Source organism: Pseudomonas sp. BYT-1, assembly GCF_023611805.1.
In the GTDB taxonomy this organism is placed as follows: domain Bacteria; phylum Pseudomonadota; class Gammaproteobacteria; order Pseudomonadales; family Pseudomonadaceae; genus Aquipseudomonas; species Aquipseudomonas guariconensis.
This window is the reverse complement of record NZ_CP072559.1, coordinates 2,626,277-2,644,865: the sequence shown is the minus strand read 5'-3', so window position 1 is coordinate 2,644,865 and position 18,589 is coordinate 2,626,277. Positions and strand designations below refer to the sequence as shown.

The 18,589-nt window shown below is 63.7% G+C and carries 15 protein-coding genes and 1 pseudogene; 8 read left to right on the top strand and 8 right to left on the bottom strand.

The window, feature by feature from the left end:
• Window positions 1–117: 117 nt before the first annotated feature.
• The gene (locus J5X93_RS12095; RefSeq protein ID WP_043213317.1) at window positions 118–1,047 is read right to left on the bottom strand and encodes a LysR family transcriptional regulator; all 930 of its coding nucleotides are present in this window, start codon (window positions 1,045–1,047) and stop codon (window positions 118–120) included.
• 120 nt (window positions 1,048–1,167) lie between these two features.
• Between J5X93_RS12095 and J5X93_RS12090 the strand changes: the two genes are divergently transcribed.
• Window positions 1,168–1,437 carry a DUF2790 domain-containing protein gene (locus J5X93_RS12090; protein ID WP_182940838.1) on the top strand — a complete coding sequence of 90 codons (270 nt, stop codon included), beginning with the start codon at window positions 1,168–1,170 and terminating at the stop codon, window positions 1,435–1,437.
• Between the two features lie 6 nt (window positions 1,438–1,443).
• Here the strand turns inward: J5X93_RS12090 and J5X93_RS12085 are convergent, their stop codons facing one another.
• The gene (locus J5X93_RS12085; protein ID WP_232092021.1) at window positions 1,444–2,139 is read right to left on the bottom strand and encodes a tRNA (adenine(22)-N(1))-methyltransferase; all 696 of its coding nucleotides are present in this window, start codon (window positions 2,137–2,139) and stop codon (window positions 1,444–1,446) included.
• A 170-nt stretch (window positions 2,140–2,309) separates the two neighbouring features.
• Here J5X93_RS12085 and J5X93_RS12080 point away from each other — a divergent pair, with 170 nt between their 5' ends.
• From J5X93_RS12080 to J5X93_RS12070, 3 genes are all read left to right on the top strand, one after another.
• The gene (locus tag J5X93_RS12080; protein ID WP_070573807.1) at window positions 2,310–2,690 is read left to right on the top strand and encodes a RidA family protein; all 381 of its coding nucleotides are present in this window, start codon (window positions 2,310–2,312) and stop codon (window positions 2,688–2,690) included.
• A 228-nt stretch (window positions 2,691–2,918) separates the two neighbouring features.
• A complete protein-coding gene (locus J5X93_RS12075) occupies window positions 2,919–4,919 on the top strand; it encodes a peptidase U32 family protein (protein ID WP_102081696.1) in 2,001 nt (666 codons plus the stop codon).
• A 148-nt stretch (window positions 4,920–5,067) separates the two neighbouring features.
• A complete protein-coding gene (locus J5X93_RS12070) occupies window positions 5,068–7,194 on the top strand; it encodes a TonB-dependent siderophore receptor (RefSeq protein ID WP_182940841.1) in 2,127 nt (708 codons plus the stop codon).
• Window positions 7,195–7,293: 99 nt separating this feature from the next.
• Here J5X93_RS12070 and J5X93_RS12065 read toward each other — a convergent pair whose 3' ends face one another.
• The 3 genes from J5X93_RS12065 to J5X93_RS12055 all read right to left on the bottom strand — a co-directional run bounded on the left by J5X93_RS12065 (window position 7,294) and on the right by J5X93_RS12055 (window position 11,106).
• A complete protein-coding gene (locus J5X93_RS12065) occupies window positions 7,294–8,676 on the bottom strand; it encodes an aspartate aminotransferase family protein (protein WP_043213329.1) in 1,383 nt (460 codons plus the stop codon).
• Window positions 8,677–8,696: 20 nt separating this feature from the next.
• The gene (locus J5X93_RS12060; protein WP_182940845.1) at window positions 8,697–10,187 is read right to left on the bottom strand and encodes an aldehyde dehydrogenase; all 1,491 of its coding nucleotides are present in this window, start codon (window positions 10,185–10,187) and stop codon (window positions 8,697–8,699) included.
• A gap of 70 nt (window positions 10,188–10,257) precedes the next feature.
• Window positions 10,258–11,106 (bottom strand): helix-turn-helix transcriptional regulator, encoded by an 849-nt coding sequence (locus J5X93_RS12055; protein WP_250034857.1) that lies wholly within the window; start codon window positions 11,104–11,106, stop codon window positions 10,258–10,260.
• A 178-nt stretch (window positions 11,107–11,284) separates the two neighbouring features.
• Between J5X93_RS12055 and J5X93_RS12050 the strand changes: the two genes are divergently transcribed.
• Entirely contained in the window at window positions 11,285–11,431 is a 147-nt protein-coding gene (locus J5X93_RS12050) for a hypothetical protein (protein ID WP_167358054.1), read from the top strand.
• 196 nt (window positions 11,432–11,627) lie between these two features.
• Entirely contained in the window at window positions 11,628–11,795 is a 168-nt protein-coding gene (locus tag J5X93_RS12045) for a hypothetical protein (RefSeq protein ID WP_167358052.1), read from the top strand.
• A 72-nt stretch (window positions 11,796–11,867) separates the two neighbouring features.
• On the opposite strand, the gene J5X93_RS12040 is transcribed toward J5X93_RS12045, so the two are convergent.
• The 3 genes and pseudogenes from J5X93_RS12040 to J5X93_RS12030 form a co-directional block, all read right to left on the bottom strand.
• On the bottom strand, window positions 11,868–12,185 hold the full coding sequence (locus J5X93_RS12040; RefSeq protein ID WP_232092022.1) for a DUF6555 family protein: 318 nt from the start codon (window positions 12,183–12,185) through the stop codon (window positions 11,868–11,870).
• 112 nt (window positions 12,186–12,297) lie between these two features.
• Window positions 12,298–13,482: a zinc-dependent alcohol dehydrogenase gene (locus tag J5X93_RS12035; protein ID WP_182940848.1), complete on the bottom strand. Its 1,185-nt coding sequence runs from the start codon at window positions 13,480–13,482 to the stop codon at window positions 12,298–12,300.
• A 107-nt stretch (window positions 13,483–13,589) separates the two neighbouring features.
• Window positions 13,590–13,745, bottom strand: a pseudogene (locus J5X93_RS12030) (con-10 family general stress protein); the annotation flags it as partial.
• 290 nt (window positions 13,746–14,035) lie between these two features.
• Here J5X93_RS12030 and J5X93_RS12025 point away from each other — a divergent pair.
• Window positions 14,036–14,299: a hypothetical protein gene (locus tag J5X93_RS12025; RefSeq protein ID WP_090342670.1), complete on the top strand. Its 264-nt coding sequence runs from the start codon at window positions 14,036–14,038 to the stop codon at window positions 14,297–14,299.
• Window positions 14,300–14,379: 80 nt separating this feature from the next.
• The gene (locus tag J5X93_RS12020) at window positions 14,380–18,510 is read left to right on the top strand and encodes a CheR family methyltransferase (protein ID WP_250034855.1); all 4,131 of its coding nucleotides are present in this window, start codon (window positions 14,380–14,382) and stop codon (window positions 18,508–18,510) included.
• Window positions 18,511–18,589: the final 79 nt, after the last annotated feature.

The window sequence follows — 18,589 nt, the reverse complement described above, 5'->3', positions numbered from 1 at the left end:
CGTTGGATTGGCCTGGAATAGATGCGGGGCCAAACCCGAGGATGGCATGAGGTGCTGACTTGGATCGTGTGGGGGGTTCAACCGCCAAGAGGCCACCTCAGGGCCGCTCCGCAAGGGTCACCGCCAGTAGCGCGGGTCGTCCACCACCTGTTCATGGGCCTGGAACAACACCGGCAACTGCTCCTTGAGAAAATCCAGCCAGGTGCGGACCTTGGCGTCCAGGTAATGCCGCGACGGGTAGATCGCATAGATCTCCCGCTGACGCAGCCGATGGGGCGCGAGCAATCGGCACAGGCGGCCTTGCTCGATGGCCTGGGTAGCTGAGTAATACGGCAACAGGCCGATGCCCATGCCAAGCTCCGTCGCCTTGAGCATGGCGTCTGCCACATTGGTCAGGAAGGTGTCCTGGGGCACGATCACGCAAGGGTCTGCCCCTTCGAACGACCAGTCCTCCTCGAACAACGGGTCCACTGTGCGCAGGCACACATGTTGGTGCAGGTCTTCCGGGCGCTGAGGCACGCCATGACGTGCCAGGTAATCGGGCGAAGCGCAGAGAATGCTGTGGATGCTGCCCAGGGGGATGGCGATCAGTTGCGAGTCCGGCAGGCCCTGGCCGATGGCGATCACCACGTCCTGGCCGTCCGCCAGCGGGTCCGGGTTGCGCTGGGACAACGTGAGTTCCATGACCACTTCCGGGCAGGTGGCGTTGTAGCGGGCCACCAGCGGCATCATCAACAGCCCCAGACCATGAGTGCAATGCAGGCGCAATCGACCACGGGGGGTGAGGTGGGCTCCGCGTGCCTCGTCCATGGCTTCTTCGGTCAGCAGCATGATCTGCCGCGAGCGCTCGAGGAACCGCTCGCCCGCCTCGCTCATGCGCAGACGCCGGGTGGTGCGGTGCAGCAGGCGGGTCTGCAGCTGGTTTTCCAGTTCCGCGACGATCCTCGACACCTGTGCGGCAGAAATGTCCAGGGCGTTGGCGGCGGCGGCGAAACTGCCGCATTCCACAACCCGGGCGAAGGTTCGCATGGCGTGCAGCATGTCCATGATGTGTCTTTCCCTGTGACCTATTCGTGCATTCGAGGCAGGAATCTATCACGGATCAGAGTCTTTATTGGCGATACCCAAGAAACACATCATGAGTCAACGCCAAACGAGAACATCGCCATGAAACCTTCGATCGCCTTCTTCACCTTGTTCGCCGCTCTGGCTTCGTTCGGTGCCGTCGCCGAACCTGCGAACAGCCAGCCCGTAGCGGCCACCAGCGAGACCTATGAATACGGGATGCCCTTGGATGTGGCCAAGGTGATTTCCATCACCCCGGCGAGCAATGCGGCCGATTGCGCGGTGGGCACCGCCCATATGGTCTACATCGATCACCAGGGCCAGACCCACAAGGTCGACTACCGAGAAATGGGCAACTGTTCGCAGCTGTAACGGGAATTACGCCAGCAACTGCTCGATCCAGCGCACCTGTCGAGCCACTTCCTGGGCCTTTTGTGTCGGCACCGCCTGCCGGGCACGGGCGAAGTGGGCCATGACCCGTTGCTTGCGTTGCAGGTTCAGGCCCCATTTGGCCAGAAACGCAGGGCTGCGCTCCTGCATCAACAACGGCCCGAAATACAACTCCTCTGGGGAGTACGCTACCGCCTGACACGGTTCGGCCACGATGATCTCGTAGGTGAACTCGTTTTCCTCAAGCAACTCCTCGCAAACGATACGGTAGTCGTTTTCCATCAACCACTCGCGCAGGGTGCCTTCACGCACGTTCGGCTGCAGGATCAACCGCTCCTTGCCGCTCAGGCGATGCTTGCCCCGCTCGAGGATCTCGCGGATCTTCTCCCCGCCCATGCCACACAGGCTGATGGCGTCGATGCGATCCTGTGGCTCGATGGCTTCCAGACCGTCGGCCAGGCGCACGGTGATCGCCTGCTCCAGGCCGTTCTTGCGCACCTTGCGCTGGGCCGAGCGAAACGGCGTCATCGCCGCCTCGCCGGCCACGGCGGCTTCGATACGGCCACGCAGCATCAGCGCCACCGGCAGGTAGCCGTGGTCTGAGCCGATATCGGCCAGGCGTGCCCCAGCCGGCACATGGGCGGCCACGCGCTCCAGGCGCATCGACAATGTCTGTTCGTTCAACCCTTGCCCCTTTTCGCATCAATCGACCGGCGCCAGTGGCCGGTTCGGGGCGCGATTCTGACGAGCAATGCCTGGCATTTCAAATACCGCCGACCAGAGCCACCGCTCGACCCGCCTGGGCCGCTCGCGTAGGCTTGCTGGTTTCCTTCCGTTGCAAGGCAAATACCCTCATGGCAAACGCAGACATCACCTTCATCCCGGACCCGGACCCGGAGTCCATTTCCTCCGACGTCGCGGATTTTCGCGGCCTGCTGGTCACCACCCAGATCCCGACCCGCGCCGACGGCAGCCTGGAGCTTGGCGGCATCGTCGAGCAGAGCGAATGCACACTCCAAGCGCTCAAGGATGCCCTGGAGCGCGCCGGCAGCTCGATGGACCGCGTACTGCACCTGACCATCTACCTGACCGACATGGCCGATCGCCCGGCGTTCAACGAGGTGTACCAGCGTTTCTTCGCCAAGCCTTGGCCTGTGCGCGCGGCGGTTGGCGTGGCGGCCCTGGCGGTCGAGGGGATGCGGGTGGAAGTCACGGCAATGGCAGCCAAGGCCTGAGCCGGTCCTCAAAGCTGGGCGTCATTAAAGCCCTGCCTCCCACACGGGTCGCGCCAGGCCCTGTGGGAGCGGGTTTACCCGCGAATGCGGTCGCGAAACCACCGACGCACCCGCGGATTGCCCAGCGCCCCACCACACGGGGCACGCCATCGGACAGCCGATGGATGCCCCCGGGCCATTTCACCGGTACAATGCGCGCCTTGACCGTGACAGCCCGACCCTAACGACATGTCCCTCCCAAAGAATCACCTGGAACTGCTCAGCCCCGCCCGTGACGTGGCCATCGCCCGCGAAGCGATCCTGCACGGCGCTGACGCCATCTATATCGGCGGCCCGAGCTTTGGCGCCCGCCACAACGCGTGCAACGAAGTCAGCGATATCGCCGAGCTGGTGGAGTTCGCCCACCGCTACCACGCGCGCGTCTTCACCACCATCAACACCATCCTGCATGACAACGAGCTCGAACCTGCCCGCCAGCTGATCCACCAGCTGTACGATGCAGGCGTCGATGCGCTGATCGTCCAGGATTTGGGGGTGATGGAGCTGGACATCCCACCGATCGAGCTGCACGCCAGCACCCAGACCGACATCCGCACCCTGGAGCGGGCCAAGTTCCTCGACCAGGCCGGCTTCTCCCAACTGGTCTTGGCACGCGAGCTGAACCTGCAGCAGATCCGCGCCATCGCCAGCGAAACCGACGCGGCCATCGAGTTCTTCATCCATGGCGCCCTGTGCGTGGCCTTCTCCGGCCAGTGCAACATCTCCCACGCCCAGACCGGGCGCAGCGCCAACCGTGGCGACTGCTCCCAGGCTTGCCGCCTGCCCTACACCCTCAAGGATGACCAGGGCCGCGTGGTAGCGTTCGAGAAGCACCTGCTATCGATGAAGGACAACAACCAGACCGCTAACCTGCGCGACTTGGTCGATGCCGGCGTGCGTTCGTTCAAGATCGAAGGCCGCTACAAGGACATGGGCTATGTGAAGAACATCACCGCCCACTATCGCAAGGAACTCGACGCCATCCTCGAGGACCGCCCGGACCTTGCCCGCGCCTCCAGCGGTCGCACCGAGCATTTCTTCGTGCCGGATCCGGACAAAACCTTCCACCGCGGCAGCACCGATTACTTCGTAACCGACCGCAAGATCGACATTGGCGCCTTCGACTCGCCCACCTTCACCGGCTTGCCGGTGGGCGTGGTGGAAAAAGTCGGCAAGCGCGACCTATACGTGGTCACCGAGGTGCCGCTGACCAACGGCGACGGCCTCAACGTGCTGGTCAAGCGTGAGGTGGTGGGCTTTCGTGCCAACATCGCAGAACCCAAAGGTGAATTCGAAGAGGACGGCCAGAAGCGCTATCGCTACCGCGTCGAGCCCAACGAAATGCCCGAAGGCCTGCACAAGCTGCGCCCGAACCATCCGCTCTCGCGCAACCTGGACCACAACTGGCAACAGGCGCTGCAACGCACCTCCGCCGAACGTCGTGTGGGCGTCGAGTGGCACGCCGTGCTGCGCGAACAGCGCCTGGCGCTGACCGTCACCAGCGAAGAAGGCGTCAGCGTGCAGGTCGCCCTGGACGGCCCGTTCGGCGAAGCCAACAAGCCCCAGCAGGCCTTGGACCAATTGCATGATTTGCTCGGTCAACTGGGCACCACCCAGTACTACGCCCATGCCATCGAGCTGGACGCCCCGCAGGCGTACTTCATCCCCAACTCGCAGCTCAAGGCCCTGCGCCGCGAAGCCATCGAGGCGCTGACCGAGGCGCGGGTCAAGGCCCACCCGCGTGGCGGGCGCAAAGCCGAGACCACACCGCCACCGGTGTATCCGGAGGCGCATCTGTCGTTCTTGGCCAACGTCTACAACCAGAAGGCCCGCGACTTCTATCATCGTCATGGGGTCAAGCTGATCGATGCCGCCTTCGAGGCGCACGAAGAGCACGGCGAGGTGCCGGTGATGATCACCAAGCACTGCCTGCGCTTCTCCTTCAACCTGTGCCCCAAGCAGGCCAAGGGCGTCACCGGCGTACGCACCAAGGTCGCGCCGATGCAGCTGGTGCATGGCGATGAAGTGCTGACCCTGAAGTTCGACTGCAAGCCCTGCGAGATGCATGTGATCGGCAAGATGAAAGACCACATCATCGACCTGCCAAGCCCGGGCAGCGCCGTAGCCCAGGTGGTCGGACACATCAGCCCGGAAGACCTGCTCAAGACCATCCCGCGCGCACCGCACTGATGACGAAACCGGGGGCCCTGTGCCCCCTTTTTCGTGCCCGCTCACGACGCTTCGAAATTGGTACTGTGGTACACCAAATACCACTGTAAATGATAATACCTATCAGTTAAGATCCGCAGCTCCCGCCCTCCCTAGGATCGTGCTGTCGATGCGTCGTACGTTCGTTTCTCTCTGCCTGATTCCCGCTATTTCTCCCGTTGCATTGGCCGACTCGCAGGCCTCGCCTGCTCTTGAGTTGCAAGCGGTCAACATCGATGCCACCAGCGACCTGGAGCGCGCCGACGGTCCGGTGATCGGCTACAAGGCTACGCGCTCAGCCAGTGCCACACGCACGGACACCGCGCTGCACGAGACGCCTCAATCGATCAGCGTGGTACCCAGCGATGTGCTGCAAGACACCGCCGCCACCCGCTTGCAGGATGGGCTGGACTATGCCGGTGGTGTGGGACGAGCCAACAACTTCGGCGGCCAGGGCCTGACCACCTTCACCGTGCGCGGCTTTACCACTGGCGAGTTCTACCGCAATGGTTTCCCCATCAACCGCGGCTACCCCAACGCGCCGGATGCCAACACCGTCGAGCGTCTGGAGATCCTGCGCGGCCCGGCGACCAGCCTGTACGGCCGTGGCGATCCCGGTGGCACTTTCAACGTGGTCAGCAAGCAGCCGCTGGCCGACCCCAAAGTCACCTTGGGCAGCCAGTTCGATGACCAAGGGATGCACCGCGCCACCCTCGATGCCACCGGTCCGCTCGACGAGGAAGGCCGCCTGGCCTACCGCCTGAACGTACTCGGCGAAGGCGGCGAGACCTTCCGCGACGACGTGCAGACCGAGCGCTACGACGTCGCACCCGTGCTCAGCTGGCAGGTCAACGACACCACACGCATCGTCTTCGAAGGCGATTTCATGCGCAACAACCACCCTCTGGACCGCGGGCTGACACGCTTTGCCAATCAGCGCGACCGAGCTTCGCGCGATACCAACGTCTGGGAAAAAGGCTCCGACAACCTGCTGCACAACGACAACAACATGGCCCAGCTGCGCTTCGAGCATCAGCTCAACGAGGACTGGACCCTGGGCGGTGGCATGCAGTGGCTCGACGGCACGCTCAAGGGCAATGCGGTGGAAGCCAATGAACTGCAAGCCGATGGCCGTACCCTCGGGCGCAATTTCAGCTATCGGAAACTGCAATGGACCGATCGGGACTACCAGCTCAACCTGACCGGGCACTTTGAAACCGCAGGTTACGCCCATACCTTGCTGACCGGCATCGAATACGAAGACTACGACTACCAATCCATCATCCGGCGCTCGGCCAAAGGCAGCACGGCCTACCCGATCGACCTGTTCGATCCAGTCTTGGGCCAGCCACGCCCTGCCCTCACCCGCACCACTACCGACGACAAGGAAAACCTCAAGACCTGGGCAGCGTTCATCCAGGACCAGGTGGCCCTCACCGACCGCCTCAAGGCCCTGGCGGGCTTGCGTTTCGAGCGATTCGAACACCAGTACGACAACTACCTGCCGGGCGCTGCTGACTGGACCGCCGCCGATAACGCCGTCACCCCTCGTCTGGGTCTGATGTACGACCTGACCGACACGCTCGCCGTCTACGCCAACACCGCCCGCTCGTTCAAGCCCAATAGCGGTGCCAGCCGGCAAGGCCAGGGCTTCGACCCGGAAAAAGGCAAATCGTACGAGGTGGGTGTGAAGTGGGAGGCGTTGGATCGCCAGTTGAGCGTCGATGCGGCGATCTACCACATCGTCAAGGAAAACGTCCTGGCCAACGACCCGCTGGACCCCACCGGCACCTACAAGGTGGCCGCCGGCAAAGTACGCAGCCGCGGCCTGGACATCACCGTGGCCGGCAATCTCACCCCCGAGTGGCGGATGATCGGTGGCTATGCCTACGTCGATGCCGAAGTGACCAAGGACACCAGCCTGCCGACCGGTACCCGCCTGGCCAACATTCCGCGCAACAGCTTCAGCCTGCTCAACACCTATGAGTTCCAGGACGGTGGCCTCAAAGGGCTGGGCCTGGGCATGGGCGTGAAGTACGTGGACGACCGCGCCGGCCAGACCGCGCCGCAGACCTACACCATGGAGCAGTACACCGTGGTCGACCTGCTGAGCTTCTATCAGGTCAACGAGCACGTACGACTGAACCTGGACCTGAAGAACCTGTTCAACAAGGAATACGACGAAGGCGCCTTCAACAACTACGTCTACCCCGGTGCGCCACGTACCGTGCAGGCCGGCGTAAGCTACACCTTCTGATCGAGCGGTTCCCTCATTTGCAGTAGCGCACGTTATCGACAGGATCGGTTCGAGCCGCGAAGGGGCCGCGAAGCGGCCACCTTTCACGCTGCCGACGGCTTACAGCAAACCCAAACCCCGCGCCGTGCGGTCCACGGCACTCTTGGTCTTAGCCACCAGCTCATCGATATCGCCACGGCTGGCGACCAAGGCCGGGGCCATGATCATCCGGCCCAGGGTCGACCGGATGATGACGCCTTCCTCGAAACCATAGGTCCGGCACTGCCAGGCCAGGTCGTTCTCGTTGGCGTAGCGCTTGCGGGTGGCCTTGTCCTCGGCGAACTGCAACGCAGCGACCAGGCCGGCGCCCTGGATCTCGCCAATCAGCGGGTGATCACCGAACACCTCGCGCAAGCAACGCTGCAGGTACGGGCCGGTGTCGTCCTTGACCTGACGCACGATGCCTTCATCGCGCAGGGCCTTGAGGTTGGCGATGGCCACGGCCGCCGCCACCGGGTGACCGGAGTAGGTCAGGCCGTGGGCGAACACCCCGCCGCGCTCCACCAGCGCCTCGGCGATGCGCTTGCTCAGCACCAGGCCGCCCATGGGCACGTAGCCAGAGGTCAGGCCCTTGGCGATGGACAGGGTGTCCGGCTGGAAGCCGAAGTGCTGATGGGCGAACCACTCGCCGGTACGACCAAAGCCACCGATCACTTCGTCGGCGCACAGCAGCACGTCGTACTGGCGGCAAATGCGCTGGATTTCCGGCCAGTAGCTCTCTGGCGGGAAGATCATGCCGCCGGCGCCCTGGAACGGTTCGGCGATAAAACCTGCAACGTTCTCGGCGCCCAGTTCGAGGATCTTTTCCTCCAGTTGCAGGGCGCAGCGACGACCGAACTCGGCAGGGGTCAGATCGCCGCCTTCGGCGTACCAGTACGGCTCGTCGATGTGCGCGACATCCGGGATCAGCCCGCCCATCTCGTGCATGAACTTCATGCCGCCCAGGGCCGTGGCGGCCAGGGTCGAGCCGTGATAGCCGTTCCAGCGGCCGATCATGATCTTCTTCTCAGGCTTGCCCATCACCTGCCAGTAGCGGCGCACGGTGCGGATCAGCACTTCGTTGGATTCGGAGCCGGAGTTGGTGTAGATGGCATGGCTGTAGTGCCCCGGCAGCAGGCTGAACAGCAGTTCGGACAACTCGATCACCGCCGGATGGGTGGTGTGGAAGAACATGTTGTAGTACGGCAACTGGTCCATCTGTGCGGCGGCGGCAGCGGTCAGGTCCTTGCGGCCATAGCCCAGCTGGGTGCACCACAGGCCGGACATGCCGTCCAGGTAGCGCTTGCCGTCGTTGTCCCACAGGTGCAGACCTTCACCCCGCACGATGACCCGCGGGCCTTCGGCGTTCAGCGCCTTCTGGTCGAGGAAGGCATGGATGTGGTGGGCGGCATCGGCGTTCTGGTAGTCGCGGGTTTCGCGTTGTGGCTGGAAAGGTGCGTTCATTGTTGTTCTCCGTAGAAATATCAGCGCAGCTGGAACCAGGTGGTTTTCAGTTGGGTGTACTTGTCGAACGAATGCAGCGAGAGGTCGCGGCCGAAGCCGGACTGGCGGCCGCCACCGAACGGCACCACCACATCCAAGGCGTCGACGGTGTTGACCGACACGGTGCCTGCCTTCAGACGCCGGGCCACACGGTGGGCGCGGTTGAGGTCATCGCTCCATACCGAGGCGGCCAGGCCATAGATGCTGTCATTGGCCAGGCGCAGGGCCTGCTCTTCGTCCTCGAAGGTGCTGACCGCCAGCACCGGGCCGAAGACCTCCTGGCGGGCCAACGCCATGTCGGCGCTCACGCCGGTGAATATCGTCGGTGCGATGAAATTGTCCGAGCCGTTGATGCTCAGGCGCTGGCCACCGCACAGCAGACGTGCACCGTCGGCCTTGGCTTGGTCGATGGCCGCACTGATGCGTGCGCTTTGCCCGGCATCGACGATGGCCCCGGCGCGGCTGGCCGGATCCAAGGGGTCGCCCGGCATCCAGTCGCGGGCTTTGGCCAGCAAGCGTTCGACGAACTCGTCGTGGATCGAGCGCTGCACGTAGAGGCGCGAGTTGGCCGAACAGACTTCGCCTTGGTTGAAGAAGATGCCGAAGGCTGCCTTGTCCGCCGCCAGGTCCAGGTCGCGGCAGTCCTCGAACACCAGGTTCGGGCTCTTGCCGCCACATTCGAGCCAGACCTGCTTGAGGTTCGATTGCGCCGAGTACTGCATGAAGTACTTGCCCACCTGCGTGGAGCCTGTGAACACCAGGCAGTCCACATCCGGGTGCAGGCCCAGGGCTTTACCGGCCTGCTCGCCAAGGCCTGTCACCACGTTGAGCACCCCTTCCGGCAGGCCGGCCTCCAAGGCCAGTTCAGCCAGGCGCAGGGCAGAGAACGGCGACTGCTCGGCGGGCTTTAACACCACGCTGTTGCCGGCCGCCAAGGCCGGCGCGACTTTCCAGGCGGCCATATCCAAGGGGAAGTTCCAGGGCACCACCGCCCCCACCACCCCAAGGGCTTCGCGGGTGACGGTCGCCAGCGCGTTGCCTGCGGTCGGCGCCACCTGGTCGTAAAGCTTGTCCAGGGCCTCGCCATACCACGCAAAGACGTGCGCCGCACCCGGTACATCGATGGTGTAGGCGTCCATGACCGGTTTGCCCATGTTCAGCGAATCGAGCAGGGCCAGTTCCTCGCGGTGGGCCAGCATCAACTCGGCCAGGCGCAGCAGGATGCGTTTGCGGGCCGTGGGCGCCATGCGGGCCCAGGGGCCTTGCTCGAAGGCCCGACGGGCAGAGCGCACCGCCTGATCGACCTCAAGCTCGCCACAGGCGGCAACCTTGGCCAATAGCTGGTTAGTGGCCGGGTTGATGGCCTCGAAGGTCGCGCCCGAGCAGGCAGCCACGCGGCGGCCGTCGATCAACGCGGTGTCGATGAAGCTTTGTTGCGCAGCGCGCTGCTGCCAATCGCTCAATGTATGCACGCAGGACTCCCTTGCGACCGCCTGGGCGGCCGCTGGTTATGGTTGTAGGTGGGGTGATGCGGTAGGCCGGTCAGCGCCTTCGCAGGTAACTTTCCAGCGGATCCTTGCTCAAGCCTTCCTGAGCCTGGGCCAACGAATCGATGAACAACGAGAACAGCTCGGACTGCTTGGCGATGTCCAGCTTGGTGTAGAGGTTCTTGCGGTGGGTCTTGACCGTGTCTTCGCTGATACCCAACCGTTCCGACAGCGAGCGGGTCGAGTGGCCGCGCAGCAAGTATTGGGCGACCCGGCATTCGCGCTCGGTCAGCAGGGAGGAACCGAAATTGTTCAGGGCGGCGTTGATCTGCCGGCCCAGGGCGCTTTCGAAGCGTCCGCCCAGGCTGTCGGCATCCAGCTGGCCCCAGTGCCGGCGCACGACCGCCACCACCCACGGGGCGATGCGTTTGAGGTCGGTGACCTGCGCCGCGCTCAGGCGCCGGGTGCTGCCCAGGGCCACGGCGATGGTCAGTTGCGCATCGAGCGGGACGATGTAGTTGAGTTCGTCCTCAAGGTGCGCGTGCTGGTAGAACGACAGGTAGTACTCGCTGCGCTTGAAGTGGTCCGGTGCCACGTCGCTCAGGCGATAGCAGCCAGGGCCCAGCCCTTCCATGCAGGCGCGGTAGAACGGGCACAGCAGGTAATAACCTTCGAGGTACTTCTGCACGTTGCCTTCAGGCAACCAAGGGCCCTCTTCGTCTTTCTCGAACAAGGCCGAAGGCAGACCTTTGCGTGGGTAGAGGAACACTGTGATGGCCTGGCATTGGGCCAGGCAGTTGAGCGCGCCGAACAGCGCTTCGACGAAGCCTGGCGTGCCGATGGCCTCGATGACACGGGCCATCTGCTCGTACCAGTCGGGCGATTTCAGCTGGTCTTTGCTCATGTCTCAGGTCCCCGCCAGGGTTGTTGTACGTGTTCGTGGCTGGCTGGGATTGTTTCACGCGCTGACCAGGGCGACCATCACCCTTCGGGGTGAGCTGCCGTTCGTACCGCCGCAGTGAACGCATCCCTCGGCCCACGAACCTAATGCCAGGCAAGCCAACCCGTCTCGGAGGCCAGTCATGGCAGATCCCAAGCAGCCCAATGATCCCGATCCCTATGTGGACAACATCCCTCACAATCCCGGAGAACCGGTGCCACCACCGGAGAAGGAAGCCCCCGACTGGCCGGAAGGCCAGGTCCCCCCAGAAGAGCAGTCCGATGGCTGAGCGCCGTATCGGCCCATTCGCGGGTAAACGGCCAAGCCCCACAGGACCGTTGGTCGCAGGTCCTGCACGAAAAACCGATCGCACTCGTCCCATCAAGGCTCTCAATCCATGAGAGGTGCGGCAACGGCTTCGCCTCCACTCCTGTGTTCGGCCCGCGTTTCTGGCGGGCCCTTTTTTCGAACCCGAGGAGGTCACCATGCACACCACATTGCAGATGGGCGGCGGCAACGTCCAGGACGACTGGCCAGAACTTAACCCTGATCAGCGCAACGACCGCGCCGATGATCCCGATACCGATCCGGACCTGGAAGACGACGGCAACCGCCCCGGCGTTCCAGCCAGCGACCCTGAATCAGGAGCCTGAACGTACACGGGGCAAGCCTGTGTCCCTGCAGGTGCAGGAATGCAGACTTGCCCCGCATGGATCAGCCGCAGGTCAGGCGGTCGCCGCGTCTTCCTGGGTTGAACCAACCTCAGGTTGACCCTGGCCATCGCCTGGGCCCGACCGCGGTACGAAGGCCGGTCCGCTGCCCGAAAGTCGCCAGCTCACGTCACTCAGGCCATAGCGCTCGGCCATGGGCCGGCTTACCTTGCGGATCTTCTCTCGGCCGAACTTCGGAATGATCCCCACCCCAGCATCGCAGCTTGCCCAATGCCAGGCCTCGGCATTGTCCATGCGCTCCAGACGGATGATGAAACTGCGCGGCTGGCCATGCAGCCGGTAGTCGATGATGTACAGCTGTGGGGTTGGCATCGTAGGGGCCCTCCTCTTCTCCATGGATGACATCCAGATGGATCAAGGTTTTGCGCGAAGATTCAAAAGATTGTCGAACAATTCGAATGAGTGGCCCGATACCTGAATCTTGCTAGGCGCTCGGTGCGGCGCCAGGCACCAGAATGACCTTTCGGCAACGCTCCTGCTGCTCATCGAACATTTCGTAGCCGCGCACCGCCTCTTCCAACGCCAGGCGATGGGTGACGATGGCTGAAGGGTCGAGCCGCCCCGCTTCGATGTGCTCGAGCAGCTCAGGCAGATAGCGCTGCACGTGGGTCTGCCCCATGCGGAAGGTCAACCCCTTGTCGAAGGCATCGCCGAACAGAAAACCGTGGATGAAGCCGGCATAGACACCCGGTACGCTCACCACGCCGCCTCGACGCACCGCCGCCATGCTCTGGCGCAGCGCCTTGCCACTGCTGCCTTCGAGTTTCAGCGCGGTGAGCACGGTCTCGGTGGTGCTGCCCTTGGCCTCGAAGCCCACCGCGTCGATGACCCCATCCACGCCACGCATGCCCGCGGTCTGGCGGATGATAGTGTCGGCTGGGTCGTCATCGTGGGTGTAGTCGATCGGAATCACGCCATAGGCCTGGCGTGCGTACTCCAGCCGATAACCGCAGCCATCGACCATGAAGATCTGCTCGACGCCCAGCAGACGTGCGCAAGCCGCCGACAGCAGGCCCACCGGCCCCGCCCCGTAGATGGCCAGGGACGCGCCCTGCCCGACCTCGGCGTTGAGAACCGCCTGCCAGGCCGTCGGCAGGATGTCCGAAAGAAACAGCACCTTATCGTCCGCCAACTGCCCCGGCACCTTGAACGGCCCGACATTGGCCTTGGGCACCCGTACGTAGTCGGCCTGGCCACCGGCCACACCGCCATAGAGGTGGCTGTAGCCGAACAAGGCCGCCCCCGGTGGAATGCTCTTTTTGTTGAGGATGGCGCCGCGTCCGGTATTGGTGGTCTCGCAGGCCGCGAACAAATCATGCTGGCAGAAGAAGCAGCTGCCGCAGGCGATCACGAAGGGAATCACCACCCGGTCGCCGGGACGCACAGCGGTCACCTCGCTGCCGACCTCCTCGACAATGCCCATGAATTCGTGGCCCAGAATGTCACCGGACTCCATCGCCGGGACTTTGCCATGATAAAGGTGCAGGTCTGAGCCACAGATTGCCGTGGCGGTCACCCGCAGCACGATGTCGTCGCTCTGCTCGATGACCGGGTCCGGTACGGTGTCGACCCGAACGTCTCCGGCGCCGTGGTAAGTGAGTGCGCGCATGCTTCAATCTCCCATCAGAACAGGAACGACCCTGGGCAGGCGGCACGTGGCTACTTGCCCAGGGTCGGTGCCCGGCAGGTACTACACCGGGCTGGAGCGGGCGTGCATCACTGATTGCGACCGCCGCCGTGGCTGTGCTGGCCACCTTTGCGGCCGGCCTCGGAAGCGCGCTCCCGGTCGTTGGCAAAGTTGCCCCCGGAGTTCTGCCCGCCTTTGTGGCCTGCGCGGGAGGCTTTTTCGCGGTCGTTGGCGAAGTTGCCCGGGTTGGTTTCCTTGGTGCCGCCACGTTGTCCGCTGTTTTCTTGATCACGAGCCATGTCGTTTCTCCTTACAAGTGGATTAGCTGGGCACGGAATCGCACCGTGCAGTAGTTCCGAACCGGTCAGGGCAGGCTCTGCTCAATCGGTCTGTCGAGGCTCGGACGAGTGGCGCCAAACAATGCTTGAGCCAAACATTTGTACGCGAGTCTCTGGGTGGAGGATTTTTTGGCACTTTGAAAGTGGCGGCGCGGTCATACAGGGACGCCCATTATTCCTCGACCAGGAACCGTGCCATGATCCATGCCCACCCCGCCCACGCCTGCCGACAACTCGCCCTGGAACAGAACCGCCGTCTGCTCCAGCAGGCCTACCAACTCGACCACACTGCCTTCGCCTTGCTTGACCGCCCCGGGCTCGATGCCGGCCGCTTCGACCGCTACCAAACGTTGCGGCGAAAGGCGGCCGAACGCTATCAGGAGGCACTGGAACACCTGGCGCTGATCGAGCGAACGTTCGACGCGGGCAACGAGGCCCAAGAGCACTCGCCGCGCCGTTGAGAGCGGGCCTATAATCGCGCATCAACCGCCCGGCTATGCTTCGATGGGCCGAATCGTTAGGTCTGCAGAAGGCTGCACCCATGAAGTCATCCTCCAAGCCCGCCGTCGCCTCGCCTCAGAATCCGACGTTGAGCCCGAGCCACCTGGACTTTCCGGTGGTCGGCATCGGCGCTTCGGCAGGTGGGCTGGAGGCGATCTGCACTTTCTTCAAGCAAATGCCCGCCGATTGCGACATGGCCTTCGTGGTGGTGCTGCACCTGTCGGCGGACCACCAGAGCGTCGCCGACCGCATCATCCAGGAAACCACCGCCATGCCGGTGCGGCAGGTCAGCGAACCGGTGCCGATCGAGCGCAATCATGTCTACGTGATTTCGCCGGCCAACCGCCTGTCCACCAACGATGGCTACCTGCGGGTCAGCCCGGCCAACCGTCGCCGGGGCGATCATGTGGCGATCGACCTGTTCTTCCGCGACCTGGCCGATGTGCACAAGGACCATGCGTTTTGCGTGGTCCTCTCCGGCACCGGCGCCGACGGAGCGGTAGGTTTGTCGCGGATCAAAGAACAGGGCGGCGTGACTCTGGTGCAGTCCCCCGATGATGCCCTCTACGACAGCATGCCGCGGGCGGCACTGGAGACGGGCATGGTCGATGCCGTGCTGCCGGTGGCCGAGATGCCGCAAAAGCTCATGGAGCTATGGCGCAACGCTCGCCAGGTGAGGCTGCCGACCATCGAGGACGACACCCTGCCCCCTGCCCTGGGCACCCGTAGCGGCGACCCCGCCCAGGCCGAGCCGCTGCTCGATGAAATCCTCCTGCTGCTGCGCACCAATACCGGCCATGACTTCCAGCACTACAAGCGTGCCACCGTACTGCGGCGCATCGAGCGGCGCCTGCACGTCACCGGGCAGCCGAACCTGGCTGCCTACCAGCGCTACCTCGAGCAGCACCCGGCCGAATCTGCCGAGCTACTGGCAGACATGCTGATCGGCGTGACCAACTTTTTCCGCGACCGCGAAGCGTTTGAATCCCTGGAGCGCCATGTCCTGCCGGAGCTGGTCAGCGATGGCGAAAGCGGTGAGGGACCAAGCGAGGTGCGTGTCTGGTCGGCCGGCTGCTCCACCGGTGAGGAGGCGTACAGCCTGGCCATGCTCGTATGCGAGCAACTGGCGCTGGAGCGGCGCGCAGCGAAGGTCCAGGTGTTCGCCACCGACCTGGATGAGCGTGCCATCGGCACCGCCCGTACCGGCCTCTATCCAGAGTCGATCGTCACCGATGTGCCGCCGGCCCGGCTGCGCCAGTTCTTCGTCAAGGAAGACCAGCATTACCGGGTGCGCAAGGAAATCCGCGAAAAAGTGCTGTTCGCCCGGCACAACCTGCTGTCCGATCCGCCGTTCTCGCAAATCGACCTGATCGTCTGCCGCAATTTACTGATCTACCTGGATCGCGAGGTGCAGCGCGACATTCTGCAGATGTTCCACTTCGCCCTGCGCCCGGGTGGGCACTTGTTCCTGGGCACGTCCGAATCGGTGGATGTGGCCAGCGAGCTGTTCATCCCGGTGGACAAGCGCAACCGTATCTTCCGCGCAAGCCCGGCCAGACCGGTCATTCGCTCTTCCGGCCGGCAGCTGCCGGGCGCCGAAGTATCCGTCGCTTTGCAGGACAGCCAGGCCAAGCTACGTCCCGGCCGGAAGATCTCCTATGCCGAGGTGCATCACCGCGCCCTGGCCAAGCGAACCCCGCCCAGCCTCATTCTCGATGGCGACGGCAATATCCTGCACATGAGCGATGGCGTCGGGCGCTTCCTGCACCTGGTCGGCGGCGAGCCCAGCCGGAACCTGATCAACCTGGTGCTGCCAGAACTGCGCCTGGCCCTGCGCAGCACTTTGTTCCAGGCTCGCCATGGCAACGAGGCGGTGACCTCGCGGCCGGTAGAACTGGGCCGGATGCAGGTGGAAATCGCCGTGCATCCGCACAAGGACGAACCCAGCGGCAGCGAATGCCTGCTGGTGGTGTTCGAGGAGCGCGTGCCCGACCCTTCCCTGCTGCCAACCAGCGCCATTCGCCAGACCGACAGCATGGTCCTGAACAACCTGGAGCGCGAGCTGCAACGCACCCGCCTTCAGTTGCAGGAAACCATCGAGCAATCGGAAATTTCCAGCGAAGAGCTGACCGCCTCCAATGAAGAAATGCAGGCGATCAACGAGGAGCTGCGTTCGGCCAGCGAGGAGCTGGAAACCAGCAAGGAAGAGCTGCAGTCGATCAACGAAGAACTGCTGACCGTCAACTATGAACTCAAGAACAAGGTCGAGGAGACCGACAAGGTCAACGACTACCTGAGCAACCTGATCGCCTCCACCGCCATCGCCACGGTGTTCGTCGACCGTAACCTGTGCATTCGCTGGTTCACCCCCCGCGCCGCCGACATCTTCAACATCCTGCCCGTGGATACCGGGCGCTCGTTGCTCGACATCACCCACCGGCTGGATTACCCCGAGTTGGCCGACGATGCCCGCGCCGTGGCCCAGGGCACCACGTCCATCGAGCGCGAAGTGTGCGGTGAAAACCAGCACTGGTACCTGGCCCGCCTGCTGCCTTATCGGGCCAACGAGCAGAAGATCGACGGTACGGTGCTCACGTTCATCGATATCAGCAAAGGCCGTGCCGCCGAGGAGCGCCTGCGCCTGGGCGAAGAACGCATGCGCCTGGTGGCTGAAAGCACCCATGACTTCGCCATCATCCTGCTCGATGAACACGGGGTGATCACCGACTGGAACACCGGCGCCACGCTGATCTTCGGCCACGCAAAAGACGAGGTGGTCGGCCGCCATTACGAGCTGATCTTCACCGAGGAGGACCGCGCCAACGGCGTGCCCAGCCGAGAGCTGCGCGGTGCCCGCCTCAACGGTCGTGGCCAGGACGAGCGCTGGCACGTGCGCAAGGACGGCAGCCGCTTCTTCTGCAGCGGCGAAGTTTCCCTGCTCAAAGGCACTAGCCTGCTTGGCTACGTCAAGATCGCCCGTGACCTGACCGGCCACAAGCGCCTGCACGAGGAGCAGAGCAAGCAACTGGCCGAATCCCAGAGCAGCAGCCACATGAAGGACGAGTTCTTCGCCATCATGTCCCATGAGCTCAAACACCCGCTCAACCTGATCCAGCTCAATGCCGAAATCTTGCGCCGCCTGCCTTCGGTGAAGAACACCAGCGCCGCCAGCAAGGCCGTCGGCACCATCTGCGAAGCCGTCGCCAGCCAGGCGCGGATCATCGACGACCTGCTCGATGTGGCACGCATCCGCACCGGCAAGCTCAAGCTCAAGACCGAACCTGTGGACCTGTGCACCATCCTGCGTGACATCCATGCCGTGGTGCGTAGCGAGCAACACCCGTGCGACGTGGTGCTGGAGTTGCCGGCAGACGACAACGCCCTGTTCATAGAGGGGGACATCACCCGCCTGGAGCAGATCATCTGGAACCTGCTCAACAACGCGCTGAAGTTCAGCCCCGCCGGTAGCGAGATCCGCCTGGTGCTGTCCAACCACGGCGAACAGGCGCTGCTGCAGGTGATCGACCAGGGGCTGGGGCTGAGCGAGGAAAGCCTGGAGAACATCTTCGACCTGTTCACCCAGGCCACCCCGCAAGTCACCAGCCACAGCCGCGAAGGCCTGGGCATCGGCCTGTCGCTGGTACGCCAGCTGGCCCAAGCCCATGGCGGCAGCGTTCAGGCCAGCTCGCCGGGGCTGGGCAAAGGCTGCACCTTCACCGTCCGCCTGCCGCTGTGCCACTTCAGTCCGCAACCGCAGCACAACCCAGGCGAGCAGCAGATGGCCCCACGGCTGGACAATACCCGGGTGCTGTTGGTGGACGACTCACCGGATGTACTGGAAATCATGCAACAGCTGCTGGAGATGGAAGGGGCGCAGGTCCATGCCTTCACTGATCCGCGCGCGGCGCTGAAGGCCGCGGCCAACGGGCAGTACGACATCATTCTTTCGGACATCGGCATGCCGGTCATGGATGGCCATGCGCTGATCAAGGCATTGCGCGAGCACCCGCACCTGCATGACATACCCGCCATCGCCCTGACCGGCTATGGCGCCAGCGCTGACCAGTACAAATCACGCCAGTCAGGCTTCGACCGCCATTTGAACAAGCCGGTGGCCTACGACGAGCTCGTGGAAGCGATCGAGGCATTGAGCGGTTCGCAGCCTTACTGACCGCTCATCCTGGCGGGTACAACTTCCAGCTGGCACCCAAGGCCCAATTCAGTAGGCATACTGGATTTTGCCTGGAGTC

What these genes read in the sequence shown, in the direction of transcription:
- J5X93_RS12020 (WP_250034855.1), top strand. Translation starts at nt 14,380, where the DNA reads ATGAAGTCATCCTCCAAGCCCGCCGTCGCCTCGCCTCAGAATCCGACG.
- J5X93_RS12075 (WP_102081696.1), top strand. Translation starts at nt 2,919, where the DNA reads ATGTCCCTCCCAAAGAATCACCTGGAACTGCTCAGCCCCGCCCGTGAC.
- J5X93_RS12055 (WP_250034857.1), bottom strand. Translation starts at nt 11,106, where the DNA reads ATGAGCAAAGACCAGCTGAAATCGCCCGACTGGTACGAGCAGATGGCC.
- J5X93_RS12090 (WP_182940838.1), top strand. Translation starts at nt 1,168, where the DNA reads ATGAAACCTTCGATCGCCTTCTTCACCTTGTTCGCCGCTCTGGCTTCG.
- J5X93_RS12080 (WP_070573807.1), top strand. Translation starts at nt 2,310, where the DNA reads ATGGCAAACGCAGACATCACCTTCATCCCGGACCCGGACCCGGAGTCC.
- J5X93_RS12070 (WP_182940841.1), top strand. Translation starts at nt 5,068, where the DNA reads ATGCGTCGTACGTTCGTTTCTCTCTGCCTGATTCCCGCTATTTCTCCC.
- J5X93_RS12035 (WP_182940848.1), bottom strand. Translation starts at nt 13,482, where the DNA reads ATGCGCGCACTCACTTACCACGGCGCCGGAGACGTTCGGGTCGACACC.
- J5X93_RS12040 (WP_232092022.1), bottom strand. Translation starts at nt 12,185, where the DNA reads ATGCCAACCCCACAGCTGTACATCATCGACTACCGGCTGCATGGCCAG.
- J5X93_RS12095 (WP_043213317.1), bottom strand. Translation starts at nt 1,047, where the DNA reads ATGGACATGCTGCACGCCATGCGAACCTTCGCCCGGGTTGTGGAATGC.
- J5X93_RS12065 (WP_043213329.1), bottom strand. Translation starts at nt 8,676, where the DNA reads ATGAACGCACCTTTCCAGCCACAACGCGAAACCCGCGACTACCAGAAC.
- J5X93_RS12025 (WP_090342670.1), top strand. Translation starts at nt 14,036, where the DNA reads ATGATCCATGCCCACCCCGCCCACGCCTGCCGACAACTCGCCCTGGAA.
- J5X93_RS12050 (WP_167358054.1), top strand. Translation starts at nt 11,285, where the DNA reads ATGGCAGATCCCAAGCAGCCCAATGATCCCGATCCCTATGTGGACAAC.
- J5X93_RS12045 (WP_167358052.1), top strand. Translation starts at nt 11,628, where the DNA reads ATGCACACCACATTGCAGATGGGCGGCGGCAACGTCCAGGACGACTGG.